This is a genomic window from Shewanella sp. 4_MG-2023, assembly GCF_030548015.1.
In the GTDB taxonomy this organism is placed as follows: Bacteria; Pseudomonadota; Gammaproteobacteria; order Enterobacterales; family Shewanellaceae; genus Shewanella.
The window spans coordinates 34,673-60,800 of the sequence record NZ_JAUORL010000029.1 but is presented as its reverse complement, the minus strand read 5'-3'; the positions used below and the strand labels follow the sequence as shown (position 1 = coordinate 60,800).

17 protein-coding genes and 1 riboswitch are annotated in these 26,128 nt (G+C 42.8%); of the genes, 10 read left to right on the top strand and 7 right to left on the bottom strand.

Going from position 1 to position 26,128, the window contains the following annotated elements:
• Window positions 1-373 precede the first annotated feature (373 nt).
• The 6 genes from ahpC to Q4546_RS15110 all read left to right on the top strand — a co-directional run bounded on the left by ahpC (window position 374) and on the right by Q4546_RS15110 (window position 10,682).
• Window positions 374-943, top strand: coding sequence for an alkyl hydroperoxide reductase subunit C (ahpC, locus tag Q4546_RS15135; RefSeq protein ID WP_076540540.1), 570 nt, complete (start codon window positions 374-376; stop codon window positions 941-943).
• Between the two features lie 162 nt (window positions 944-1,105).
• Window positions 1,106-2,713, top strand: a complete 1,608-nt coding sequence (ahpF, locus tag Q4546_RS15130; protein ID WP_303446526.1) for an alkyl hydroperoxide reductase subunit F — start codon at window positions 1,106-1,108, stop codon at window positions 2,711-2,713.
• A gap of 553 nt (window positions 2,714-3,266) precedes the next feature.
• The gene (locus tag Q4546_RS15125) at window positions 3,267-6,941 is read left to right on the top strand and encodes an ATP-binding protein (RefSeq protein WP_303446525.1); all 3,675 of its coding nucleotides are present in this window, start codon (window positions 3,267-3,269) and stop codon (window positions 6,939-6,941) included.
• Window positions 6,941-7,603 (top strand): hypothetical protein, encoded by a 663-nt coding sequence (locus tag Q4546_RS15120; RefSeq protein ID WP_076540535.1) that lies wholly within the window; start codon window positions 6,941-6,943, stop codon window positions 7,601-7,603. Before Q4546_RS15125 ends, Q4546_RS15120 begins: the two co-directional genes overlap by 1 nt.
• On the top strand, window positions 7,600-8,820 hold the full coding sequence (locus tag Q4546_RS15115; RefSeq protein ID WP_303446523.1) for a phosphoenolpyruvate carboxylase: 1,221 nt from the start codon (window positions 7,600-7,602) through the stop codon (window positions 8,818-8,820). Before Q4546_RS15120 ends, Q4546_RS15115 begins: the two co-directional genes overlap by 4 nt.
• A gap of 620 nt (window positions 8,821-9,440) precedes the next feature.
• Window positions 9,441-10,682 carry a dicarboxylate/amino acid:cation symporter gene (locus tag Q4546_RS15110; protein WP_102436708.1) on the top strand — a complete coding sequence of 414 codons (1,242 nt, stop codon included), beginning with the start codon at window positions 9,441-9,443 and terminating at the stop codon, window positions 10,680-10,682.
• Between the two features lie 171 nt (window positions 10,683-10,853).
• Here Q4546_RS15110 and Q4546_RS15105 read toward each other — a convergent pair whose 3' ends face one another.
• Window positions 10,854-11,846 (bottom strand): class 1 fructose-bisphosphatase, encoded by a 993-nt coding sequence (locus tag Q4546_RS15105; RefSeq protein WP_102436710.1) that lies wholly within the window; start codon window positions 11,844-11,846, stop codon window positions 10,854-10,856.
• A 249-nt stretch (window positions 11,847-12,095) separates the two neighbouring features.
• Between Q4546_RS15105 and Q4546_RS15100 the strand changes: the two genes are divergently transcribed.
• Complete coding sequence (locus Q4546_RS15100; protein ID WP_303446521.1) at window positions 12,096-14,372, top strand: S9 family peptidase; 2,277 nt, start codon at window positions 12,096-12,098, stop codon at window positions 14,370-14,372.
• A 194-nt stretch (window positions 14,373-14,566) separates the two neighbouring features.
• Here Q4546_RS15100 and arcA read toward each other — a convergent pair whose 3' ends face one another.
• Window positions 14,567-15,283: a two-component system response regulator ArcA gene (gene arcA, locus Q4546_RS15095; RefSeq protein WP_076540527.1), complete on the bottom strand. Its 717-nt coding sequence runs from the start codon at window positions 15,281-15,283 to the stop codon at window positions 14,567-14,569.
• A 703-nt stretch (window positions 15,284-15,986) separates the two neighbouring features.
• On the opposite strand from arcA, the gene Q4546_RS15090 reads away from it, so the two are divergent.
• The 3 genes from Q4546_RS15090 (at window position 15,987) to Q4546_RS15080 (ending at window position 19,782) form a co-directional block, all read left to right on the top strand.
• Window positions 15,987-16,424, top strand: coding sequence for a DUF3293 domain-containing protein (locus Q4546_RS15090; protein WP_102436771.1), 438 nt, complete (start codon window positions 15,987-15,989; stop codon window positions 16,422-16,424).
• A gap of 417 nt (window positions 16,425-16,841) precedes the next feature.
• Window positions 16,842-17,018: riboswitch (Lysine riboswitch) on the top strand.
• A gap of 248 nt (window positions 17,019-17,266) precedes the next feature.
• The gene (gene lysC, locus Q4546_RS15085) at window positions 17,267-18,616 is read left to right on the top strand and encodes a lysine-sensitive aspartokinase 3 (RefSeq protein ID WP_303446520.1); all 1,350 of its coding nucleotides are present in this window, start codon (window positions 17,267-17,269) and stop codon (window positions 18,614-18,616) included.
• A 17-nt stretch (window positions 18,617-18,633) separates the two neighbouring features.
• Window positions 18,634-19,782: a succinylglutamate desuccinylase/aspartoacylase family protein gene (locus Q4546_RS15080; RefSeq protein WP_303446519.1), complete on the top strand. Its 1,149-nt coding sequence runs from the start codon at window positions 18,634-18,636 to the stop codon at window positions 19,780-19,782.
• Window positions 19,783-19,922: 140 nt separating this feature from the next.
• On the opposite strand, the gene Q4546_RS15075 is transcribed toward Q4546_RS15080, so the two are convergent.
• From Q4546_RS15075 to Q4546_RS15055, 5 genes are all read right to left on the bottom strand, one after another.
• On the bottom strand, window positions 19,923-21,053 hold the full coding sequence (locus Q4546_RS15075) for a site-2 protease family protein (protein WP_102436718.1): 1,131 nt from the start codon (window positions 21,051-21,053) through the stop codon (window positions 19,923-19,925).
• Window positions 21,054-21,116: 63 nt separating this feature from the next.
• Window positions 21,117-21,494: a DUF4144 family protein gene (locus Q4546_RS15070; protein WP_102436720.1), complete on the bottom strand. Its 378-nt coding sequence runs from the start codon at window positions 21,492-21,494 to the stop codon at window positions 21,117-21,119.
• 101 nt (window positions 21,495-21,595) lie between these two features.
• On the bottom strand, window positions 21,596-23,263 hold the full coding sequence (locus tag Q4546_RS15065) for a DUF342 domain-containing protein (RefSeq protein ID WP_303446518.1): 1,668 nt from the start codon (window positions 23,261-23,263) through the stop codon (window positions 21,596-21,598).
• 193 nt (window positions 23,264-23,456) lie between these two features.
• Entirely contained in the window at window positions 23,457-24,491 is a 1,035-nt protein-coding gene (locus Q4546_RS15060; protein WP_102436724.1) for a methyltransferase, read from the bottom strand.
• A gap of 98 nt (window positions 24,492-24,589) precedes the next feature.
• On the bottom strand, window positions 24,590-26,071 hold the full coding sequence (locus Q4546_RS15055; RefSeq protein WP_241901135.1) for an alkaline phosphatase: 1,482 nt from the start codon (window positions 26,069-26,071) through the stop codon (window positions 24,590-24,592).
• Window positions 26,072-26,128 lie beyond the last annotated feature (57 nt).

Genomic DNA, 26,128 nt, shown 5'->3' with positions numbered 1-26,128 from the left:
ACTGACACGTTTCACTCAATGGGAATAGCTGTTAGCAAATGATAGTGGCACTTGCGGTGCTAGTACTAATAACTAACGAACGAACAAGCAACCGATTAATGACAGCTTTTGCCTCAACAGTTTGGCTATCCTGCTAATTGTTTATTTTTTGCTTTAATTAATAGCCATTGCTCACCTTTACACCAACGAATGCTCGCTTATCGAGCATTTCGATTGCCAAGGTTTATTTAGTGTTCACTTTCTAAAAAATCGATTAGGGTGATAGTTTTTACCCGTTATATTTAATTCTAACTTGTCGCTATTATCTATTCCATCAAACAGATACAGCTACACACTAAATTAGAATTTACTTTAAATATAACGGAGCACACCCATGACTCAATCAATTATTAATTCAACTATCAAGCCATTTTCTGCAACTGCTTTTCACAATGGTGACTTTGTTTCAGTAACTGAACAAGATTTACTGGGCAAATGGTCAGTAGTATTTTTCTATCCAGCTGATTTTACTTTTGTATGTCCTACTGAATTAGGCGACATGGCAGACCATTACGCTAAGTTACAAGAAATGGGTGTTGAAGTTTACTCAGTATCAACAGATACCCACTTCACTCATAAAGCATGGCACTCAAGTTCAGACACTATCGGTAAAATTAACTACCCAATGATTGGTGACCCAACTGGCGCAATTACTCGCAACTTCGGTGTGATGATTGAAGAAGACGGTTTAGCACTTCGTGGTACGTTCGTAATGAACCCGGAAGGCGAAGTCAAAGTTGCTGAAATTCATGACCTAGGTATTGGCCGTAGCGCAGCTGAATTAGTTCGTAAAATTCAAGCAGCACAATATGTTGCATCACATGACGGCGAAGTATGTCCAGCAGCATGGCAGCCAGGTGAAGACACATTAGCACCATCAATTGACCTAGTAGGTAAAATCTAAACCACTGGCGTTAATTCTCTCCAATAGCTGAGTCGCCTCATCCACGGTTCAGCTAAGTTTCATCACACTCCAATCTGCCTGGTTCTTTGTTAATGCTAAATGGGTTTAGCATTTATGAATTAGGCTTTTTTTTGGCTCAACTTCAATACTAGGAGCACACGTATGTTAGATGCGAATATTAAAAATCAACTGAAGACTTATCTGCAAAACCTTAAACGACCAGTTGAACTTGTTGTGTCAGCAGACGATAGCCCGAAAGCAAAAGAATTGAGCTCTTTAGCCAATGATATTGTTGGCTTATCAAACCTTGTAAGCCTTAAAGAGCAGCAAGGGATCCGAACCCCATCAATGAGTATCATTAACCCAGAACTTGGTAGCAACATTAGCTTTGCAGGTTTACCTATGGGCCATGAATTTACCTCGTTAGTGTTGGCACTACTGCACTCAGGTGGCCACCCAATTAAATTAACCGATGAGGTTATTGGGCAAATTAAAGATCTGCCCGGTGAGTTTAAGTTTGAAACCTACGTATCACTAAGCTGTCAGACATGTCCTGAAGTGGTACAAGCACTGAATATGATGGCAGCGATTAACCCCAATATTACTAACGTGATGATTGATGGTGCATTATTCCAAGATGAGATTAATGACCGTAATATCATGTCAGTACCGACGGTATATATGAATGGCGAGCCATTTTCTGTTGGCGCCATTAGCGTAGTAGAAATTTTAAATAAGTTAGACGTCAATGCTGTAGCACGACAAGCAGAACAACTAAATAATAAACAAAGCTTTGATGTATTAGTGGTTGGTGGTGGCCCTGCAGGCGCATCTGCTGCCATTTACGCGGCGCGTAAAGGCCTGCGCACTGGCATAGTGGCTGATAAGTTTGGCGGTCAAGTGGCAGAAACTGTCGGCATTGAAAACTTTATCTCAGTGTCAAAAACCGAAGGGCCAAAATTAGTTGCCAATCTTGAAGCTCACGTGAAAGATTACGATGTTGATGTCATGGACAACCAACGGGCGCTATCCCTTAAATCAGGTGAGCGTTTTGAAATCGAACTTGAAAGCGGCGCGATTTTATCAAGTAAGACCATATTGTTAGCAACCGGCGCGCGCTGGCGTGAAATGAACGTCCCTGGTGAGCAAGAATACCGCGGCAGCGGCGTAGCCTATTGCCCACATTGTGATGGGCCGTTATTTAAAGGTAAGCGCGTCGCTGTGATTGGCGGCGGTAATTCTGGTATTGAAGCGGCTATCGATTTAGCGAATATCGTTGAGCACGTTACTGTACTTGAGTTTGATACTAGCCTTCGCGCTGATGAAGTGTTGCAGCGCAAAGCCAACTCAATGGGTAATATCACCATCATCACTGAAGCGATGACCACAGAAGTGCTAGGTGATGGCAAACGCGTTACCGGGCTCACTTATACCGATCGCAGTACTAACGAATCGCATAATGTCGCGCTTGAAGGGATTTTCGTTCAAATTGGTTTAGTGCCAAATACTGAATGGTTAAAAGACACTGTAGAGTTAACTAATCGTGGTGAAATTATTGTTGATGGCAAAGGCCAAACTTCCATACCAGGGATATTTGCCGCAGGTGATGTCACTAACTCAGCCTATAAACAAATCATTATTGCCATGGGTAGCGGCGCGACTGCCTCACTCGGTGCCTTTGATTATCTGATTAGACACAGTGAAGCTGACATGTCAGCGGCTGAGCAAGTTGAGCTTGAGTCTGAAAAAACTGAGACAGAAGCGGCTTAATTAGTCGCAATGACAGTGTTGTAACGAAAACGAATCACTTTGTTCGTGCTCTTAATCGAAAAGCGCTGATAGAAAAGCGTTTATAAAGTGCTTAACGCATTATTGAATTTTGACAAAAAGCCAGCTTATTTAAATAAGCTGGCTTTTTTTGTGTTTAGCGCTGTTAAAAATAACGCACTGGAATGGTTATTAAAGGGGGCTCCTGAATCAGTGAAAAGGGGGGGGAGCTGCTGACTAATAGTGAAATTTTATTTGGTTATATTCATTTTTAACGCCATCGCAAAGGTGGTTTTTTTATCTCTGAATCAGCTTATCCGCCTTAGCCTCGCATAAAACCTAAGTGATATCCCACAACTTCATGCTGGTAAAAACAATATACTGGCCGTTTGCTGCTTTGTTAGGCGAGTAAAGCAGCCTTTATCGGTTATTATTTCACGCTTTGTTATCAGCTAAATTGCTTCATTCAGCGCTTTGATTTAACTTATAGCTCATTAAAATAAATTCCCTAAAATCTTGTTTTTAGCCGTTGCGGAAAGTACGCAAAAGGATGCCAATGCCAAGCTTGATCAGAATAGTGTTAATTAATACTCACCTTCCTGGTGTGGTGGAACTGCAGCTAGATGGACACACCAACATTTGTGGTACCAATGCTTCAGGTAAAACCACACTGCAGCGATTAGTCCCAGTGTTTTATGGTGAGTACCCTAGCCGAGTCGTGCCTTCAACCCGTGATAGTTTTGAGCGTTGGTATCTTCCCCATGATTCAAGTTACATCATCTATGAATATCAAAAGAGTGACGGCCAGCTTTATCAAGCGCTAATGGCATCCGCCGGTGACGGTAAAGGGGTGAATTACCGCTTTATTGCCAAAGGTTTCGAGCTTGATGATTACGTTAAAAACCGTAATGGCGATACCATCATTTGTCATACCATGGCGGAGTTAGGCCGTGAAATGAAGCGCCAGTCGGTGCCGCATACTAACTTGCTGAATACCCGAGAATACCGCGCGATTATTCAACATGATCGCAGTTTATTGTCCACCGGCGGCAATAAAAGCGAGCTACGTAATTACGCCCATCAGTTCTCATTGTGTGATAGCGAATACTCGCTACGTCATATCGAAAAACTGGCCAAAGCGGTGCATTCTAAAGAAGGCAAAATGGAAACCGTTAAGTCGATGGTAGCCGCCATTTTAGAAGAAGATGGTGTTAACCCGCCAACCTCACGCTTAAACCCACAGCGAGTAGAAAGCTGGATCCGTGAAAGTCAGTTAGTTCAAGGTTTTGAGCAAATTCGCCCTGAATTTGAAAAGCTAGAACAAGAGTTTAATCAGTTACTGAGCGCCGAGCTTCGACTAGGCAGTTTAGCTAAAGGCTATCGCGCCGATGAAACCTTTGAAGCACAGCGCCAAGAGCGCAGTGAAAATCAGTCTAAAGAGACCAGTTTACAACTGCGCCTTCTGGACGAAGAATGGAAAGAAGCCCGCGATGAGATCAGCCAAGAATTGTCATTCGCCCAAGGTGATATTCGTAAATATGAAGCTGAGCTTGATGGCATTGAAGATCAATATGAAGGCTTTTTAAATGCCAATATTGAACAAGCTAAAGCCGACTTAGACAGTTTAGATAATTGGCGCAGTGATTTAGAAAACTTATCAGAGCGTCATAAGTTACAAACTGAAAAGCACCAAGACATTGAAGCGGCTTACAGTACCCGCCGTAGTAAAATTGCTGAGCAGTTACACCGAGAGCTTGAGTCACTGCATCAAGAGCAAGATAGCATTCGTGAAACCCGTGATGCCCAGCGTGAATCTGCTAACGATGATTTAACTCAACTCGACAGCTTATGGCGTGAAAAAACCGATGCCGGTAAAGCGCAGTTTGCTGAACAAGAATTTAAACTCAAGCTCAGCCAAGGTGAGCTGAAACATCAAATCGACGGTGTCAGCTACACCGAAGAAGAGAAAATGAGCTTAGCAGTGTTTGATGAGCGCATTAGCCGCGCTGATGAAGAACAAGAAAGCTGTAATCAAAAAGTCGATCGCTTATCAATAGAAGAAAGAAAACTGCGCGCCAAACGCGATCAAGTCTCTGAGGCACTTCGAATCGCCAGTGTGAGAGTGAATGAGCGCTTAGCTGATGTTGATGATGTCAAAGGGGTGTTATTTCCACAATCACACACTCTATTAGAGTTTTTGCGTAAAGAGTCCTCAGGTTGGGAGCAAAGCTTTGGTAAGGTTATTGCCCCTGAACTATTACACCGCACCGATCTCCATCCCCATGTTGCAGACAGTAATGGCGAGGTATTATTTGGTATTGGCTTAGATCTTAAAGCCATTGATGTGCCTGATTATGCTGCCTCAGAGCAAGATTTACGCCTGCGCTTAGCTAAAGCTGAAGAAGCCTTAGCTCAAGCTGAAGAGTTAAAGTCGGAAAACGAAGATCAACTGGTAGCCATTAACGATCAATTAGACACGCTTAATAAAGAGCTGACTTTTGCTCGCACTGCTTATAAAAATAGCCGTGAAGATGTGCGGCGTTTATTTGATGAAAAGCGCAGCTCACAAGAGCAAATCAATCAAGCGTTATCCGAGCGTAAAGCCCATGCCAGCAAGCGTCTGATTCAATTAGAAAACGAGCTCAAGCAGCAGCACAATAAGCACCTAGAGTGGCTTAGTGAGCAAAAAGAGCAAGCTCTTGAAGCCCGCATGGAAAAAAATGCCTATTGGCAAGATGTGGTCGGTGCGCTAGATAATCAGCTAGGGCAAATTAAAGCCAATATCGACACCCGCCGTAGTAATGCTAAGCAAGAGCAAAAAGCCTGTGAGTCATGGTACAAAAACGAGCTTAAATCTCGCGGGGTTGATGAAGCGGCTATCGTGGCGCTAAAAGGGCAAATTCGCGATCTTGAAACCCAAATCAGTAATGCGGAAAAGCGTCGCAGTGATGTCTTGCGATATGAGCATTGGTATCAAAATGCCTGGCTAATTGCCAAGCCGAAATTGCAAACCGATTTATCCAAAGTTAAGCAAGCAGCCCTTGAGTTAGAGCAGCAGCTTGCCAATAAAACCGCCGATGTGAAGCAACGTAAACAACACTTTGAAAGCTTGAAAAAAGCCTCGGATGCTGCGCAAGTTGACGCTTCTGAAAACCTCACCAAACTGCGTTCGGTGATGCGTAAACTGGCTGAGCTTAAATTGCCGCCAAGTAAAGATGAAGCAGCTGGAGGCATCGGTGAGCGTTTAAGACAAGGTGAAGAATTATTACTACAGCGTGATTATTTACTGGGCTCAGTAAAACAATACGTTGAGCATTTTGATTCGGTTATTGCCAGTAAGTCAGGCTCGAGCTTAGCTGAGTTTTGGGAACGCGCCCGAGATGAATCAAGTTTTAGCAATGATAAAGGTATCCGCCTACTGGATTACCGTAAATTAGTGCCACAACTTGAACAGCTATTAAATGTGATGGTGCCGCAATCTTTGATGGCCATTCGCGAACAAGGGCGTATTTTTGGTATCGACTTAACTGCTTATTACGATGTATTAGCAGATATTGACCGCCGCATCGCCTCCCAAAGCGCGCGTATTACCCGCGAAGTGGGTGAAGAGTTATTCCTTGATGGCGTATCTGAATCCGCGGTTAAGATTCGTTCTCGCATTAGCGAACTTGAGTTTTGGCCTGAGCTTGAAGTGTTTGTTAAAGCCTTTAAACAGTGGAAAGCAGATGGCTTTAGTGAGCTGCCTGATGAGCATTACACCTCAAGTATGCGCCGCGCCTTAGATATTATTGGTCGCTCGGCGTTAAGTGGCGGCATTGCTAAACTGCTGGAAATTGAGCTGCGCTTAAAAGAAGGCAACAGCGACTTAATTATTCGCACCGATAGACAGCTTAATGAATCTTCAAGTCATGGTATGGCTTATCTGATTTTATGTAAGTTCTTACTGGCCTTTACTCGCCTATTACGGGGTAAAGCCGATGTCACTATTCATTGGCCTATTGATGAGTTGGGCACCTTGCACCACACCAACGTGAAGAAGATATTTGATGCCTGCGTTAATAACAATATCAGCGTATTAGGGGCGTTTCCTAACCCAGAATCTGAAGTGCTGAACTTGTTTGCTAATCGCTACATTATCAATAAGCAAACCCGTAAATTACAAGTGGTGAAACCTAAAGCCAACCCATTGGCTGCACGCTTAAGTCAACATGCCAATAAGGAGGCTATTTAATGTCTGAGGTTACGGCAAGTACCGAAACAACACTGGTTGGCACTGGCATGCTGATTGAGCAACTGCTTCGTGGTGAGTTTATTTGTCGCACCACCAATGAAGATGGCTGGCGCGCCCTGAAAAGCAGTGCCACCTTTGATAAAGTGGAGCAGTATTTAAATCAAATCAACCGCACGATTTCTTCTGCAGCAGAAGGTGATGTGTTCTTTTGTGGCTATCAGCAACTGGGTGAGCAAGAACGTAAAGTGATTTCTAGCCAGTTTAAAGATATTTGCTCGGCGCTTATTCCGCTGGTGGAATGGTTGGTGCTAGTACAAGAAAGTAGCGGCCAAGATGCGCCTTTAAGTGAAGGTGCGCCAATACGCTTAACTGAGCTGCAAGCGCGTATTGAAGATACGCCAGCGTTTATGGAGCAGCTCGCTAAGTTGAGCCAATATCGCTTATTTGGCTCAACCAGTAGCAATGCCGACAACCAAATTAAATTGGTGTTTAAGCGCTTAGTGGAGTTGGGGTATTTGGTAAAACCTAATAGCGAGAAACAAATTTATATTGCCACCGGCAAGCTTGATTATTTGTACGAAGTGATTCGCTTTATTGATGAAACTGAAGGGTTAAGCCTTGAAGCGCAAGCTGAAACGGCTACCCAAAAGGATTTATTATGAGCAATAATTTACATCAAGCGGGGGTTAAGCTACTAAAACAGCTGAGTCGCCATTCTGATGTGGTTATGGATGCCTATCTTGCTGGCTCAGTGAATGAGCAAACCCATGACGCAGCAGTGATTGAGAAACTCAGAAAAAGTGGCATTTTATGGCGCCCAGAGCCCGATGAAGAACTGCGCTTAAAACGCTCGGTACGGGCGTTACTTGAAGAAGCTTTAAGTGATGAGCGTAATCGGCAAATTGATGCCAATGTCGGCTCGGCGTTTAGCACCATCAAGACACTGGCCGATCATTACAAAGAAGCAAGACACAATATTAATTATGGCGCTGCAGAGGCTTACCTTGCTGACTTAAACGAGCACGTTTATAGCTTTACCGACAGCCTGCGCTACTCCATTCGGGTATTGTGGGGCCGTATTAATAATGAGTTTGGTTATGTTGGTAGTATTAGTGCCAAAATTCGTGAAAATGAATTAGCCCAAAGTCAGGTGTCTGAATTACTCAACGGCTTAGAAATGTTCCAGTTTAGTGAGCTTAGTGATACCGCCGGTGATATTCGCGAGCTAAGACGCTTACTGGTGACCAATCTGCAAGAAACCTTAAGTCAGTGCATTCAAGAAATTAGTGCAGTGCAAGGGCGCTTGCTAGAGCTACTGGGGCGTTTTCGTCAAATTCAGGGGCGTACTCGATTATTAAAAGGCTTTTTACTGCACACAGATTTGCATCCTGATTATCAACCTGATGATCATGTGGCGCATAAGTTTGTGCCGAAATTGTTTAACTGCGCTGAAGCCATCATTAAGCCTGCCAGTGTCGACGTTAATAACGCCAGCCATGAGCTTATCTTGCTCGATACGGTGGCGAGAATTAAAACCATTAGCCGCGACTTATTGCCGGCAAAAGTGCGTGAGCACGATGTGTCCATGACCATGACTGCGGTGGAGGATTTTGATATTCCTGATAATCCACTAAAGCTAGCGGTAGATGAATACTTCTGCGCCGTGATTGATTCAGGAGTTCGTCAATCAGCACTGGAATACTTAGAAGAGCATAAGTTGCACTGGGCATCTGAGAATTGGCTTTATCAAGTGATTGGCGGCTACGAAGGTTTGCCCGATGAGCACAAAGCTTATTTTGAACTTGAGCCCATAGGCCATCCTGATCCTGTTTATAACGGTAACTTTATGATCCATGATGTGGAGTTATGGCTGGCTTAAACTTGATAAGTGAATCATCCCAGAACTGATTTACAAAAAAGCTGTTTGGTGCCAACCAAGCAGCTTTTTTATGTCATTTCATTAGCGCTACAGCCCGAGCTTCAAAGCTGCATTAGCCGATAATAGAATAAGCTGTAATGTTGTGGTAATTAAGCGTCTTGTTTGCATTAATGTTACCTTTGTTGGGCACTGGTTAATGCTGCCAGCATGGGATAAATAGAAGCAAATGTTGCGCTTTTATAAAACGCTAGTTATTAGCTTAAATTGTCGTCAGAGTTGTAGTGTTCTCAACTCATTAGTACTCTTACGGTAGTGTATAATACTGTTAGTGTTGTGTTTTTTAGTCTTGAATCCTGCTAAAAATATTTATAATTCAACTGTTTTAGTTTAAGTTGTTTTAATTCAACAGTTTGGTGGTAGTTGTAAATGCTGCTGCTCAGTGGCCGCTCAAACTAATTGATCGATAGCATTGAATTAAATTGCTTCTTGTCCCAGTATCCTTGTCGTTAAAAATAATTAAAACAAATTTTCAGTCGAATTAACCTCAGTATTGAGCCTGTGTAAGTCGTTACAACAGCGAAATCAGCGTTAATTTGACTTTTATTAGGAACGTTCGCGATATGACCAAATCATTATCAAGCCGCATTTTTATCGGATTATTCTTTGGACTAATATTGGGCAGTATTGTCCAATTTGCCCTCAATGATGTCAGCTTCTTCTCAGGCACCTTAGTCAATGCTGCCAGCGGTATTGGTACCATGTTCGTTAATATGATCATGATGCTAGTGGTGCCACTGGTATTTGTCAGTATTGTTTGCGGCGTGTGTGAACTGCAAGATTTAAAGAGCTTTGGCCGTTTGGGCGGTAAAACCTTTAGCTTTTATATTATTAATACCTTGGTGGCTATCACAGCGGCATTTTTAGTCGCCATGTTACTGGAGCCAGGTAAAGGCGTTGATATGTCTAGCGATGGCGGCGTGAGCATTACTGCAACTGAGTTACCTAACTTAATGCAGCTGATTGTTAGCATAGTGCCTAATAACCCATTTGCCGCATTTACTTCAGGTAATATGCTGCAAGTTATTTTCATGGCCTTGCTGTTAGGCGGCGTGATTAAATCAATGGGTGAGAGCGTTAGCGGCGCAGTGCAAGGTTTTCAAACAGCCAATAAAATCATGATGCGCTTAATCACTGTGGTAATGAGCCTTGCGCCAATTGGTGTGTTTGCCTTGATGTTTAAATTAGCGGCAACCCTTGAGCCGGCTATTTTTGTCAGCGTGGTTGAATACCTGGTTATCATCTTAGCATTGCTGTTGTTATGGATTTTTGTGGTTTACCCTACAGCAGTGTCGATTTTCACCCCGGTATCAGCCTCGAGCTTTCGTGAAAAAACCAAAGAGCAGATTTTATTCTCGCTTTCTACCGCCAGTTCAAATGCGACCATCCCTGTGACCATGCGTACCTTAACCGATAAGTTAGCTGTTAGCCGCGCTGTCGCTGGATTCGGGGTGCCACTCGGGGCAACGATGAACATGGGCGGAGTGTCAATTTACATTACTATCGCGATTTTCTTTGTGGCCAATGCTTTTGGTATGCCAATTACAGCAGAGCAAATTCCAGCATTGTTATTTAGTGTGTTTTTATTGTCAGTGGGCGCTGGTGGCGTACCCGGCGGCGGCATGGTGATGATTGGTGTGCTTATCTACCAATTAGGTTTACCAGTCGAAGCCTTTGCCATTGTGGCAGCACTTGATCGTATTATTGATATGGTACTGACATCTTGTAACGTAGTGGGTGATACTGCGGTATTAACCATAGTGGATCAAACGGAAAAACCACATCAGCTTAATGCTGAGGCATAAGCTCGCTATTTAATCGTAGCTAAAGCGCTAACATTACATAGCCTGCAATTGCAGGCCATGTTGTTTTTAAAACTTAGTTATCTATTAGCTCAATCATTACTAATCACTAATAGCTAGCAAGATCAAAAAAACCGCCAGCAGGCGGTTTTTTAATAGTAGCTAAAAGCGCAATTAATCAATTGTCGGCTCTTGGCTGTAATCAACATCATGGTAGCTTAAGCAAGTATCCACTTCGTTGGCGCTACCAAGAATAACAGCAACACGTTGATGGATAGCTGTTGGTTCGATATCTAGGATATCACCATAGCCTGTAGATGCTTTACCACCGGCTTGTTCAACCAATAAAGCCATAGGGTTGGCTTCATACATTAAACGCAGCTTGTACGGCTTTTCAGGGTTCTTATTATCGGTTGGGTAAGCAAAGATACCGCCACGACATAATACGCGGTGAACATCACCCACCATTGCAGCAATCCAGCGCATATTGAATGACTTTTCACGGGGCCCAATAGTGCCTAATACTAAGTCAGCAATGTAAGTTTGCATTGGTGCTTCCCAAAAGCGCTGATTGGACATATTGATCGCAAATTCAGCGGTATCTTTACTGATACTCACTTCTGCTGTGGTGAGCAGGAACTCGTTAGTGTCAGGATCTAAGGTATAAAGTTGAGTACCTTGACCTGTGGTGAGCGCCATCATGGTTGATGGGCCGTAAAGCACATAACCTGCGGCAACTTGTTTGCGGCCACTTTGTAAAAAGCTTTGCTCGTTAAACTCGCCTTCGCCAGCAGGTAGCACTGAGAAAATCGTCCCTACCAGTGAGTTGATATCGATATTTGATGAACCGTCTAGAGGATCAAAACAAACTAAGTATTCGCCGTCTTGATTGACTTCAACAACATAATCTTCTTCTTCAGATGCAAGACCGCGAACATTGCCTTCAGCTTTAAGTGCATCTTTGAGCATGTCATTGGTAATCACGTCGAGTTTCTTTTGGGTTTCGCCTTGAACATTTTCTTGTTCAGTAGCGCCCAAAACACCAGCTAATGCACCATGTTGCACTGCTTTACTAATTGCTTTTGAGCAATCGGCAAGGCTAAGTACTAATTGTGAAAGCGAAGCTGATACTGCTTGGTTGGTCAGGGTTTGTGTCAAAGTTTGCATGCTTGTTCCTAAGACAGTAGAGGTTAAGGTCGGTAACCAGTGGTTAATGTTTTATTTTATTATCAAGGATAATACCTCAGATTTGTCCATATTACAGCGTGAAAAAGATGAGCAATATATGACTTGCAGTAGATTTGTTATAAACTCGCTGGTAAATAATGCTTTCAGTTGATTTTTGGTTAAATTAATATTGGCAGCGAAAATAATAATAACGATAAATATAAATTTATGGCTTCCCAAGGATTGATAATGACTAAAAAATGGAAATCGACCGCGGCGTTGATGCTGTCGGCAATTCCGCTAGTGTTTACTGGCGCTCTTATTTCAGATCATGCAATGGCCTCTACCATGAAAATATCCGGCAATACCACTCCACTGACCATAGAAAGAATTCATGCATCACCAGCCTTGGCCGGCGCTAGCCCTCGGGGATTAAAACTGTCTCCCGATGGTAGCCGAGTGACGTATCTTGCTAGCCGTGAAGATAACCAGCATTTTTATGACTTATGGCAAATGGATATCAGCACTGCAAAGCGCAGTATGTTGCTTAATGCCGATAAGCTGGCTGGGGGCGAATTATCTGATGAAGAAAAAGCCCGCCGCGAACGTCAACGTATTTATGGTCAAGGGATCATGGAGTACTTTTGGGCTGATGATGGCCAAGCGTTATTAATTCCAGCTGCAGGCAAGCTGTATTTTTATACCTTGGCGGATCAAAAGGCGCAGGCATTAAATACCGGTGAAGGCTTTGTCACTGATGCGCGTTTGTCCCCTAAAGGCCGTTATGTGTCATTTGTGCGCGAGCAAAATATTTTTGTACTGGAGCTGGCAACAGAAAAGCTAACTCAGCTGACGTTTGATGGTAAAGGGCCGATTAAAAACGGCATGGCAGAGTTTGTCGCCCAAGAAGAAATGGGCCGAATGACAGGTTACTGGTGGTCGCCAGATGAATCAGCTATCGCCTTTACTCGTATTGATGAGTCAGGTGTTGAATTAGTCACCCGTAATGAGATTTATGCTGACGGTATAAAACTGACTGAGCAGCGTTATCCTTATGCGGGTAAAGCCAATGTTGAGATTGAACTTGGCGTGATTGAGCTGGCGAGTAAAGCAGTGCAGTGGATTGATTTAGGTAAAGAGAAGGATATGTATTTACCGCGAGTAAAATGGCTGCCAGATAGCAAGCAGTTATCATTTCAATGGCAAAGCCGCGATCAGCAGGCATTGGACTTACGCATCATTAACCTTGGTTCAAAACCTGGTTCAGACGTTAAAGCTAACACGGTTGTCAAAGAGCGCAGCCAAGCATGGGTAAACCTTAACGATGACTTACATTTCTTAAAGCAACAACAAGCGTTTATTTGGGCCTCAGAGCGTGATGGTTTTAAGCACCTTTATTTATTTGACCTGTCGGGTAAACAAATAAAGCAATTAACCACAGGGCTGTGGGCGGTTGATGATCTTGAGTTTGTGGATGAGCAGGCGGGCTGGGTGTATTTTTCAGGCCGAAAAGACACAGTTGTTGAACGCCATTTATATAGAGTGTCATTAACCAGTGACAAGATTGAAAAACTATCAACTAAAGCCGGGATGCACTCAGCAGTCTTTGCTGATAAAAAACCAATTTATTTAGATTACTTCAATAGTTTAATTCAGCCGCCACAGGTGAGTTTGCACAATGACACTGGCGAGCATTTAATGTGGGTAGAACAAAATGAAATTAACCAAACCCATCCTTTGTATGACGTTGCGGGTTTATGGCAAATACCAGATTTTGGCCAATTAAAGGCTGAAGATGGCCAAAATCTGCAGTACCGATTATTTAAACCCACTGATTTTGATGCCAGCAAAAAATACCCAGTAGTTGTTCGAGTATACGGTGGGCCACATGCGCAATTAGTGGTTAATAGCTGGAGTGAAGCGGATTACTTTACCCAATATCTATTACAACAAGGCTTTGCTGTATTTCAATTAGACAACCGCGGCTCAGCCCATCGTGGTACTAAGTTTGAATACGTTATTTACCAGAATATGGGTGATGCAGAAGTTAACGATCAAAAAGTGGGCGTAGATTACTTAAGAAGTCTGCCATTTATTGATGGCGATAATATCGCTATTTATGGTCATAGTTATGGCGGCTATATGGCGTTAATGAGCCAGTTTAAAGCCCCTGATTATTTCAAAGCGGCAATTTCAGGTGCGCCCGTGACCGATTGGCGTTTGTATGACACCCATTATACCGAGCGCTATATGGGTCACCCTGCTAAGAATAAACAGGGTTACGATGCCAGCAGCATTACCCCTTATGTGGAAAATTATCAGTCTGGTTTGCTGATGTATCACGGTATGGCTGACGATAATGTGTTGTTTGAAAATAGCACCCGCGTATATAAAGCGCTGCAAGATGAAGGCAAGTTATTTCAAATGATAGACTACCCTGGCTCAAAGCATTCTATGCGCGGTGAAAAGGTGAGGAATCATTTGTATAAATCCTTAGCTGCCTTTTTAGAACGCGAGCTTAAGTAGCGCTGTTTATAGCAAATGGGTAATAGGTAATGGGTTGGCAATAATAGCCCATTAGTTATAGATCACTTGTTATCGTCCATGAGGGATAGTTCATTTTTAATAGCCCATAAAAAAGCCAAGTCACTGACTTGGCTTTTATTTTCATTTGCTACCCAATGAGCTTAATCAAATAAGCACATTAATTGCAGACGAAATTAATCTTCTAAGTTACCACAAAAACGGTAACCTTCACCGTGGATAGTTGCGATGATTTCTGGCGTGTCTGGTAAACTTTCGAAGTGCTTACGGATACGACGGATAGTCACGTCAACAGTACGGTCATGTGGCTTAAGCTCACGGCCAGTCATTTTCATTAACAAGTCTGCACGAGTTAAGATTTTGCCTGGGTTTTCTACAAAGTGAAGCATCGCACGGAATTCACTGCGAGGTAATTTGTAAGACTCACCTTGTGGGCTAACTAAAGAACGGCTGTTGATTTCTAAGCTCCAACCGTTGAAACGGTAAAACTCAACTGAACCTTTTTCTTCGGTTTCAGCGCCAGCGCTGTTTACACGAGTTAATAGGTTACGAGCACGGATAGTTAATTCACGTGGGTTAAATGGCTTAGTGATGTAGTCATCAGCGCCAATTTCTAAACCAAGGATCTTATCAACTTCGTTATCACGGCCAGTAAGGAAAATAAGGCCAATGTTATTAATTTCACGAAGTTCACGGGCTAATAATAAACCGTTTTTACCAGGAAGGTTGATATCCATAACAACAAGATTAATCTTATTATCCTGCATGGCTTTATGCATTTCTGCGCCATCGTTTGCTTCAGTTACTACATACCCTTCGGCTTCAAAAATACTACGTAGAGTATTACGGGTTACAGCTTCATCTTCAACAATAAGAATGTGTGGGTTTTGCATGTCATTTACCTAAATTAAAAACAATTCGATTCTAGTCATGTTGCACTAGGGCTGTGGCGTTATATAGCTAAGAAAACGCCGATAATTTATAAATTCACGATAGGTGTTTATCTATGTCTGCCCTGAACAAAACACGCTTCATGACTAACTACATTATATAAACCAGTTTAAGGCACTAATATTTATCGCACTTCTATAAAAGAGTTATACGTGACGTAAATTTTGATCATAAAAAATCAATATTCAGATCGTATGCTGAGCTTGAGTAAGCTCACAACCTGTCAAAATATCTGTAAAACCGATGATTCATATAAACTAAGAGATTAAATTGCTGATTAAAGTTCCTTCGCAACCTAATTTTGTCCTACATTTATATTCAGTCTTTTAAAATGTAGAACACATTTTAAAAGCTTGAACACTTTACCAAGATTTAATTTCAGTAAATGTAGTCGCTTGTGTCACAACTTAGCGTTATGTAGCAAAATCTAGCTAGTGTGAGATATTGTACTCGTTTTAGGCATTTGTTAACAAATGAAATGTTAACAAATTTACGGGGAAGATTTGTTACAAAAATGCTTTTTGGTGTAAGCTTATGATTTTTAAGTCAAATATAATTATTGTTCTTGTGACTTACATCACACAGGGTGTTGGTCCAAGTCTTGGTTTGCTACACTGAATTGGTCTTAATTGAGAAAAATAAATGATGAATAATTCAATAGATAACCTTTGGTTTAAGTATCAAGGGACCCAATTTCTACTTACTCAGCGCCTTTCTTACGCTGTCCCCTTCGCCATTGTCACCGCCCATAATCCCTTAGGCAGCCAATTGAATCCGTGTCAAAACCGTTTGTTAGATAGGCGACTTCAACGGAAAATTCAGCAATTTAATAGCCCCTATCGTTGCTTAATTGGCGCGGCGCCAGACTTATCTCATATGGAAAAAAGTTGGGCAGTCTTTATAGAAAAAGACCAAGCGTTAGCGTTAGGCCGAGAGTTTAAACAGCTCGCTATTTACTATGTTGATAATGGGGTGTTGTCATTACTTGCCTGTGGTGAAGCACCTGACAAGGAAGTGTTAATTGGCGAGTTTGGCCCACGAACGGTTTTAGTTAATGAATTACCTGATTTGCACGATGAATAACATGATCGGCGATTAAGTGACATTTGTATCAGTTATCGAGGATGTTTAATATCAGTAACTCCTTCTATAGGTACTTAGTTAAGTGCCTTTTTTTATTGTTATTTTTATATTTTTATTAGGGCAATGGCTATTTATATACTGTTGAAACTTGATTGTTAATATTGAAGCTTAATTGTGCAGTTTAGTTGAAGGTTTTAACTCAATAACCTCGAATTTACATTGAGGTTATTACTTTTTATTTTTTAATCACTATTGTTTTATATCACTTTTTTGTTTCAAATTATAAATAACAGCTTACATGATACTATTTTGAGCTCAGTGTCTCTATTTACGTATTGTGTTATTTGACGATTTTATGGCATATCCCAATTGACTTGAGTTGTTATTTATTGGTATTTTCATGCTCTTCCTGTGGGAAGAAACAGAAGAGGAGCGTTAGCTAGGTAGTAAGTTCGAGGAAAACCAATTCCTATGACAGCTTATGAGGGAGATTAGCGCCGAGGTACTGGTATGTTTGGTTGGCATTCGGTATCGGTCGTTTAGGTTGAATCCTAGCGATTGTCACCTATTTTTTGGTGGAGAGCTTCTGGTGAAAGATTGCTGTTTCCCTTCTTTAAGGGTGCGTTATCACTGCACCAGGCTCTTCGAACGAAGTAAGTTCGGAGTGTAATCATGTTTTTACGTATTAAATTTCAAGTTGTTCCAATACTGTGTACTCAGTTTATGTCTACTCAGTCCATGTCTACTGAAAGTATGTTTAGTCAAAGTTTGTCTGCTAAAACTTTGTCTACTAAAACTTTGTCTAGTAAAAGTTCGTCTGCGAATGTCGTGGAGGTATCAGCATGAGTTTAGTTGTTGCTAAGTTCGGTGGCACCTCAGTTGCTGATTTTGACGCCATGAACCGCTGTGCGGACATTATTTTAGCCAATGCCAATACCCGCGTCGTTGTTGTTAGTGCTTCTAGCGGTGTCACTAATTTACTGGTTGAGTTAACTCAAGCCAATGTGAACGACCAACGCCGCTTAAGTTTAGTCACTCAAATTGCTAAAATTCAATATGACATTGTTGATAAGCTGGCGCGTCCACAAGATGTAGCTGCTACGATTGATAAGCTATTAAGCAGAATGGCAGTGCTTAGTGATAAGTTAGTGCTCGATAGAAGCAAAGCCATCATTGATGAGCTGTTATCCATGGGTGAGCAATGTTCATCATTATTGTTCTCTGCGGTTATTCGCCAAAAAGGCACGCCATCAAGTTCATTTGATGTGCGCCAAGTATTAAGAACTGACAGTCACTTCGGCAAAGCAGAGCCGCAAATTGAGCTAATATCGATGTTAGCCGCTGAGCATTTACAGCCGTTACTCGCTCAGCAAGTTATCGTGACTCAAGGATTTATTGGCGCAGATGAAGCAGGCAACACCACCACCTTAGGCCGCGGCGGCAGTGATTATTCAGCTGCGTTATTAGCAGAAGCGTTAAAAGCTGATGCGGTAGAGATTTGGACCGATGTGGCGGGAATTTATACCACTGACCCACGTTTAGCGCCTAATGCGAGACCTATCCCTGAAATTAGCTTTAATGAAGCGGCTGAGATGGCTACCTTTGGCGCTAAAGTATTACACCCTGCGACGATTTTACCGGCCGTGCGTCAACAAATTCAGGTGTTTGTTGGTTCCAGTAAAGCACCTGAACAAGGTGGAACTTGGATCCGTCATCAAGTAGAAGATGCCCCGGTTTATCGAGCTGTGGCTCTAAGACGCGATCAAACTTTATTAAACCTGCATAGCTTACAAATGCTCCATGCTCAGGGCTTTTTAGCGCACACCTTTGCCACGCTTGCTAAGCATAAAATTTCAGTTGATTTGATTACCACCTCAGAAGTTAATGTGTCACTAACGCTTGATAAAACCGGTTCTGACTCCAGCGGGCAGGGGTTATTAAGCGAGTCATTACTGCAAGAACTATCACAAAATTGCCGTGTAAGAGTGGAAGATAAATTAGCTTTAGTGGCGATTATTGGTAATCAAATAGCGTCAACAGCAGGTATTTGCAGCCGAGTTTTTGGGGTACTTGAACAGCATAATGTGCGCATGATTTGCCAAGGGGCTAGCCCACATAACTTATGTGTTCTCGTCGCTGAATCTGAAGCCGCAGATGTGGTTAACTCTCTGCACCAAAACTTATTTGAATAATTGCTAACGTGGCAGGTATGACATCAGTGAATTCAATTACAGAACAGGCTAACGATTATTCAGCCACCATGTCTCGGGTTGAAGTGGGAGAGCTTGCCACAGGCCAAGCTTTAACGGCGCCACTGTTTAGCTTTAAAGGCTCAGATGACGCCGCGCCCAGTGTTTATATTCAGGCCAATGTTCATGGGGCTGAAGTGCAGGGTAATGCGGTGATACATCAGCTGATGACTTTACTGCAAGACTACACTGTATTAGGCGATATTCACTGCGTGCCATTAGCCAACCCTTTAGGCATTAATCAAAAAAGTGGCGAGTTTACCTTAGGGCGATTTGATCCTATCACTGGGGTGAATTGGAACCGAGAGTATTATGATCAGTCACTTGATATTGCGAGCTGGTTCACTGAGCATCAACACTTTGCCGACAAGGACTTGTTTAGTGCTTTTAGGCAAACCTTAGTCAATAATTGCCAGCAACGTTTAGCCAACCCTTGGGGTATTAGTACCGGGCATCGCTTAGCGGTGACATTACAACATATGGCCCATGGCGCTGATATCGTGCTTGATTTACATACCGGGCCTAAATCTGCAAAGCACCTTTATTGCCCTGAGTATGATGCAGCCGCAGCCGCGTTTTTCTCGATCCCCTTATCGTTAATTATCCCCAATGAATTTGGCGGCGCCATGGATGAAGCGGTTTTTTGTCCATGGTGGCAATTAACTGAATATGCAGCGTTAAAAGGGCGCATATTCGATGTGCCTGTGGCGGCTTTTACCTTAGAGCTAGCAAGCCAAGAACGTATTGATATGGCAGATGCTAAAAATGATGCCCTAGGTATTTTGGCCTATTTGAGCCATCGGGGAGTGATCAAAGAGCATGTTGCTCCTGCCAGCATGAAACGCTGGGGCTGTTACTTAAAGGATTATAAAAAGTTTCATGCCCCTAAAGCGGGTTTAGTGGAATACTGCGCAGCGGTTGGTGAGCCGTTAGCTGCTGGCGAGCCTTTAGTGACCTTATTAAGGTTAGATCAGTACGGCAGTGATAATGCCGTCACTTCGGTGAGTTTGCCGATAGATTGCGTGCCAGTGCTGCATTTTGCTTCAGCTTCAGTCCATCAAGGCACTGAGCTGTATAAAGTCATGACTAAGGTATTTGAAATTCCATAAGCTAAATAGATAAGTTAATTTCGTTTTTTCAGCAAGTTAAGCCCGTAGCTAGTTTTTACGGACTTAGTTTTTACGGACTTAGTTCTCTCAGGCTTAGTTCTTGCTAGCTTAGTTGATGTTAAGCACTGCTATTTATTTGACTAGCTTCTTAATATTTCTAATGGCATCGACAGCATTTCATCGCCAGATGCAGCAAAATACCAAATAATAGCAATCAGTAAGCCAACCGTAATGAAGTACCACAAGGTCGAGAAGATTTGCCCATAACGGTCAAGGGGCAATAAATGACTTTGATGACGGCTTTTCCATTCAAATACAATCTCAAGACTGCCAATTAATAATAAGAAGCCCAGTAATGCCAGTCCAAGGCTGTAGCTAATGAATACCCCAGCGGCTGCGCCTGCGATACAGGCGATTAGACCCACCATGCTATTCATCGAAAAGGTGATACTTTTTAAAATATGACCACCATCTAAAGGCAGTATCGGCAATAAATTAAAGAGGTTTAATAGGGCGTTAAAGCTGGCCAGTCCGGCAAAAAAGATATTACCCGTCAGCCAATAAGCCAGCATACAGCCGATGGACATAAACAGGCCAAAAGTCGGCCCCATAATAGAGATCACCACGTTCTGCCAACGGGTATTAATACGCTCGTCACTAACAGCAAGGCCGCCCATAAATGGGATCAAATAAATCCCTTTGGTTTTCATGCCAAAGTGTTTCATTGCTTTGATATGACCATATTCATGGATAACCAAACAGGCAATCAAGGCTAATGCAAACTCAATTGAAAATAGCCAAGAGTAGGCCGCCACACTGGCTGCAGCGAGCATGGCTTTAATCACTTTGGCGCTTTTAAGTAACTTAAAACCTAGAGAGGCTAAGCCAACAAAACTGAATTTTTGTTGTTTAACTGGGGCCACTTCAGGGGTTTGTCGTTCTATGTCCTTGCTGTTACGCTGGCCATCGGCAATGGTGTTATTGTCCACCAAAACCGTATAGTTGATGATAAATGGTTGCCACTGCACATCAGACTCTAAGCGCACTTTCATGACTTGGCGGTTGGTTTGGGTGATGACATCATCATGACTGGGTTCTGCTAGTGAACTCGGTCTAGACAACTCAAATTCGTGGATAGTAAAGCTTTGATTATCAGCAGAAGCCGACTTTTGCGAAACCAGTTGATTATCCCAATAGAGCTGTTGCCAGCCAGCCATGGAGCCCTCTAATCGTAGGCGTTTTCCTAGGCATTCTATGTTTAACAGTTCCATGCTTGATACTCGTATTACGGGATAAAATGTGGAACAGCATTTTGCCTGAGTCGTGAGGCTGACTCAAGAAAATTCAGACTCAAGAAATTCAACCGTTTCAATTCCTTGTCTAATAGTACTGAAAATAAGCTTTGCGCTGCAGCAATGACCATTTAGCTGGGCATGTTGGCGTACATAATGAATGAAAGTCATTAAGTCGATAGCCTGAGTGCTTAATGCTAATTGAGGCAATGCGGCTACGGTTATAGGTTGGCTGGTATCTGTTGCTGAGTTGATGGAAATATCGAAAGTATTGCCTTCACTGTCGAGTAACTTATCGCAGGTACCTGCAATATGAGGAGTTAAGCAGCAAAACTCTAGCCAGTCTCTATCACTAGCTAGATAAATAAGCTCGTCACAGCTTTGCTGCTTGATGACTGCGGGCCAACAAATACTTTGCATGATAAAACCTGTAGGCGGTGACACTGAGTAACCATTGATAAACTCAATGATTTAAGGCCACACTATTGCCGCTTGAAGTATGTACCCGTTACATAGTGCAACTATCGGTTGCCATAATCAAAACTAATTTCATTTTGCTTATTCATGACGAGGCAAGGGCCGTGCTCCCGTTGGGTTGTATTTTTAGACGGGCCAATATTAATTTTAACGTTGGTAAAGATATGCTTTTTGGCCTGAATAAAATGCTTATTATAGTAGCCATCGGCATCTTGCTGTAATTGCTTGAACTGCGCTTCTAACTGCGCACGATTGCTGGCGAGTTGTTTCTTTTCATCCAGCATCATTTTTACTTGCTCTATCATGCCTGCATCGGTTTGCCATTCGCTTTTAGGTGGCAGCTTGCGTAATCTAGCTTCAATATCAAGGCCTGCAATGACAAGCTGTTTGATTTTATCATGGGTAGTTTTGACTTCTGCGCGAATTTGAGCTTGATCCATGGCGCAAAATAATGCGGTTTTAGTGCCTGCTGTAGCGCCAATTGCCACCGCATGAATGCCTTTGCTAGCGCTCGCCTTGCCACCAACCAGATCGCCTCGTTTGCCGCTAGGATCACTCACTGTGATGACACCGTTTGAACATGCGTGACTATGAAGTAATTGCTTGGTCACTAAGATATCATTGTCAGCATTAAGGCTTGAGTATTGCACGAATTGTGCGCAAATTTGTCCTTGGGCATTAATGGTGGTGCTAAGTTGATGCTCTTTAATTTGGCGACCAATGATGCCTTTACTGACAATGATATCGCCTTTGGCATCCAGTGTTGCTGAGTCCACAAACCCCATGACGGTAATATCGCCGCTACTTTTCACTTGCATGCCTTCATGGACATCACCGCTAATTAACACGCTGCCTTCAAAGTTCACATGGCCAAAATTGACATCAACGTCTTTAATTTGTAGTACATCATCCACTTGCATGCCAAGGCGGGTTTCAACTGGCTGACCTGAAACTGTCGCAATTAATAAGTTAGGATCATTGACGGCCAGTTGAGTGCCATTACCTGGCTGCATAATCATGTCTTTGCCGGGGATTTGCGGCAAAACATCACCATTGACGTTATAACCTGCAACACCATCTGTAGCAGGGGTTTTAATCATTAATACATCGTTTGGTTTTACCATGATCATGGCGCCCAAATCGCGCATATCCACCGATCCATCTTCTCGCTCTTGGGGTTGCAATAAGCGCTCGCGGGCTAATGGCACTTGCCTTGCTAGGCTGGCATTGGTGCCATTTTGGGGCTGTTTACCGTGGGCGATCAGCGAGCGACATTGCTCACCTGGCGGTAAGGTGTCTAATTGTTGTAGTAGCGATAGGATGTTGGGTTTGCTTAAGCCCATTTTAACCTTATGGAATTTAAGCGCATTTAAAATGGTTGGCAGTGTTGGGTCTTGGCCGCCATAGGCAGACACCAAGCTCATTGAGGCTGACATTTTATCTTCGCTGATCTCGATGATGACTTTACCATCAAGGCGCTCAGCAATAATAAAAAATAATTCGTGTTTACCGCTATCGACACTGCAGTGACTATTTACTTCAGCGGTCGCCTTAGCAATGTTTTGCTCTAAGGGCCGCAGCATGGCAAATTCAGGCTGATTAAGTAACTGGGTTATATCATCTTCAGTGATGGGGCCGTGACGGCTAGGCGTAACGCGAAGCTCAACTTGAGTTTGATCAACATTAAAAACCGCTAAATCTGATGCTAGCATAAAATCCCTTATTTTTACGTTCTACATTTGAGCTTATTAGGCTGCCCAATGGGTAGAACGATACGCCTTAGATGACGTTTATTATTAGCTAACAAAATGTAGCGTTTTTTAGGGATAAAAACTAGTCAGTAATTGGTTGTTTTATAACTAAATCAAATAATTTGTGAACTCCATAGCCGTGGAGCCATTTTTGTTATTTATTAAATTGATATAATTTATATTTATTGTTTTCTGCTGGCACATTTACTTGGCCAAATTCAGCGGCTATGGTGTCGGCATACGGCAAGTTTCGGTTAGCGACAATTTGCCAGACGCCGCCTTTGGCAAGGCTTGATGCACTTGATTTAACAAAGTCTTTGGCAATTTGGGTGGTTGCGGCTAAGCCATCATGAAATGGTGGGTTAGCAATGATGCCATTAAATTGACCGCTAATTTGGTTAAAGCCATCAGAGGGATACACTTTTGCTTGCATGCCATTTGCGGCAAGGGTGAGTTCACAGGCTTTTAAAGCCATGGCATTAATATCAATACACTCAACGGATAAACTTGGGTTTGCTTTTAGTAAGGCCGCGCTAATAACCCCAGCACCACAGCCAAAGTCCAATACGCGTTTTTCTAATGTCGGCAAATGCGATAGCAATAATTCTGTACCTTGATCGAGACGCTTTTCGCTAAACACGCCCACAAGATTACAAATGGTGATCTCCCCTTGAGGGGTTGATAATGAGTATTGGCTGACCCAATTATTAAGGTCAAATACAGGTGCTTGGGCGATTAACTCACTGACAAATAATAAACAATGGCGGGCATTATCGCGCTTACTTGGGGTTGAGAAATACTCAGGTAGTAACTTTGCTAACGATTTAACCCCACCTTTATTTTCGCCTACGACAATTAGGTGTCCGCCCTGCTTTAAATGCTTGGCGGCGAGGTTAAATAAATAAGGCGCTAGGGGCTTAGCTTTTGGGAAATAGATAATAGCGACATCAAAGCGTTTTTCTGCATCGGTAGTTGGCAGCTGATGACCAAAGTGACTGCTTAAGCCTTTTTGTTGTTTTTGCGGCAATAATAAATAATGGTTAAAGTCTAATGCTAAGCTCGTCACAGATGCAGCGCTGTTAAGCAACTCAGCCGCCAAGGTATCAGCTTCATGATTTAGAATTAAAACATCTTGGTTTTCAATGAATTCAGCATTTCTTAAAATGACTTGAGAAGCGTTAGTAAGCACGAGATTAACCTTTGAAAAAATAATCTGTCGATTATAGCAAATACCGGCAATAAAAAGGGTGACAAAATTGTCACCCTTTAAGCTTTCTTCATCAGTAATTAATTACTGATAATAACAGTTTGGCTTTGGGGTAATAAACTCATCATCTTAGTGGCAATATCAGTGTTGTTTTGATGGCCACTGAACAGTCTTTCTCCTGGACCTGCGGCAAAAACCTGCACGTCTAATCCAGTGTGACCCAGTGTGGTCCAGCCGGTATTAGTGCGGGCATCAATGATTGTTAATATAGTGGCAGTAAGCTGCTTTTCACCCTGCATACGGGCGTTACTTAATTGAGTCAATTCTTCTTGGCTGGCGTCAAAGCCAATCAGTTGATTAAACTTAGTTTGCCAGTCATCAGTAGCAATTAACTGCTGAGCAATATTCGTTGGTGAGGCATTGATGGCGTGAATGAGTTGTGGCTGCCACTCATACTCACCATTAGTACCAATAGAAAGTCCGCCGGTGTTGTGATCGGCGGTAACCACCATCAAGGTGTCTTTACGTTGACGAACAAATTGCTCAACCACTTCAATGGCATTGGCAAATTCATCCATTTCGCCCATCACTGAGGCGATATCATTATCATGTCCAGCCCAATCTATCAGGCTGCCTTCAACCAGTAACACAAAGCCTTGGTCGTTTTGAGCTAATAGCTCTAAGGCCTTTTTCGTTAAGCTGCTAAGTTTATGGCCTTGCTTATCATCAATGACCCATGGCAGTTGCACTGGGGCAAATAAACCCAGTACTTTTGGCTCAGTGATACTATCAAGTTGCTCAAACTCGGTAATGTGTTGATAGCCTTTGTCTTTAAATTGCAGCAACAGTTCAGCTGAAAAATACTGTTGGCCGCCGCCTAAAATGACATCAGCATCGGTGTTTAAATATGATTGTGCGATGGCTTTATAGTTTTTGCGGTGCTCATTGTGCGTTAAAAACGCCGCAGGAGTAGCGTGGTTCACCTGACTTGATACCGCGACACCCGTGGATAAGCCTGCCGCTTTGGCAAGTTCCATAATGGTGGTCAGTGGGCGTTTATTTTCATCGACTGAAATCGCGCCATTATAGGTTTTAAATCCTGTGGCTAACGCGGTTGCCGAGGCGGCAGAGTCAGTCACATAACCGCTACTGCGAGCAGGGTAGGTACTTGCCATGCCCACTAACAGCCGATCGAATACGGTTTGCTCGATTTCTTGGGTATTGGGGTTGTCTTTAAAGTAGCGGTAGGCGCTGGTGTAAGCTGGGCCCATGCCATCTCCCACCATGATGACCATGTTTTTAGGTTTAGCTGCTGTAGTTGAAGCTTTGTTAGTGCTTTTTAGTGCTGTAATTGGCGCGACGATTACGGGGTCATCAATTACAACCTGTTCAATTGCTGCTTTTTCCGAAATGGCTTCGGAAGTAACAGCAGCTTCAGCTTGAGTTTGGCTAGCAGTATCAGTATTAATGGCGGCTTCAGCGATAAGTTCATTGGCAACAGTGGTATTAGAAAACCACAGGGTTAAGCTAAGCAGTAAGCCTAGCGTACGTCTTAAATGCATGTGTAGTCCCAAATGTGTTCGACAATATCAGCAGCAATGATCTCCACTGCTGCTATC

Bases quoted from the DNA above. Each gene is read 5' to 3' on its own strand.
- ahpC (WP_076540540.1), top strand. From the start codon at position 374: ATGACTCAATCAATTATTAATTCAACTATCAAGCCATTTTCTGCAACT.
- ahpF (WP_303446526.1), top strand. From the start codon at position 1,106: ATGTTAGATGCGAATATTAAAAATCAACTGAAGACTTATCTGCAAAAC.
- Q4546_RS15125 (WP_303446525.1), top strand. From the start codon at position 3,267: ATGCCAAGCTTGATCAGAATAGTGTTAATTAATACTCACCTTCCTGGT.
- Q4546_RS15120 (WP_076540535.1), top strand. From the start codon at position 6,941: ATGTCTGAGGTTACGGCAAGTACCGAAACAACACTGGTTGGCACTGGC.
- Q4546_RS15115 (WP_303446523.1), top strand. From the start codon at position 7,600: ATGAGCAATAATTTACATCAAGCGGGGGTTAAGCTACTAAAACAGCTG.
- Q4546_RS15110 (WP_102436708.1), top strand. From the start codon at position 9,441: ATGACCAAATCATTATCAAGCCGCATTTTTATCGGATTATTCTTTGGA.
- Q4546_RS15105 (WP_102436710.1), bottom strand. From the start codon at position 11,846: ATGCAAACTTTGACACAAACCCTGACCAACCAAGCAGTATCAGCTTCG.
- Q4546_RS15100 (WP_303446521.1), top strand. From the start codon at position 12,096: ATGACTAAAAAATGGAAATCGACCGCGGCGTTGATGCTGTCGGCAATT.
- arcA (WP_076540527.1), bottom strand. From the start codon at position 15,283: ATGCAAAACCCACACATTCTTATTGTTGAAGATGAAGCTGTAACCCGT.
- Q4546_RS15090 (WP_102436771.1), top strand. From the start codon at position 15,987: ATGAATAATTCAATAGATAACCTTTGGTTTAAGTATCAAGGGACCCAA.
- lysC (WP_303446520.1), top strand. From the start codon at position 17,267: ATGAGTTTAGTTGTTGCTAAGTTCGGTGGCACCTCAGTTGCTGATTTT.
- Q4546_RS15080 (WP_303446519.1), top strand. From the start codon at position 18,634: ATGACATCAGTGAATTCAATTACAGAACAGGCTAACGATTATTCAGCC.
- Q4546_RS15075 (WP_102436718.1), bottom strand. From the start codon at position 21,053: ATGGAACTGTTAAACATAGAATGCCTAGGAAAACGCCTACGATTAGAG.
- Q4546_RS15070 (WP_102436720.1), bottom strand. From the start codon at position 21,494: ATGCAAAGTATTTGTTGGCCCGCAGTCATCAAGCAGCAAAGCTGTGAC.
- Q4546_RS15065 (WP_303446518.1), bottom strand. From the start codon at position 23,263: ATGCTAGCATCAGATTTAGCGGTTTTTAATGTTGATCAAACTCAAGTT.
- Q4546_RS15055 (WP_241901135.1), bottom strand. From the start codon at position 26,071: ATGCATTTAAGACGTACGCTAGGCTTACTGCTTAGCTTAACCCTGTGG.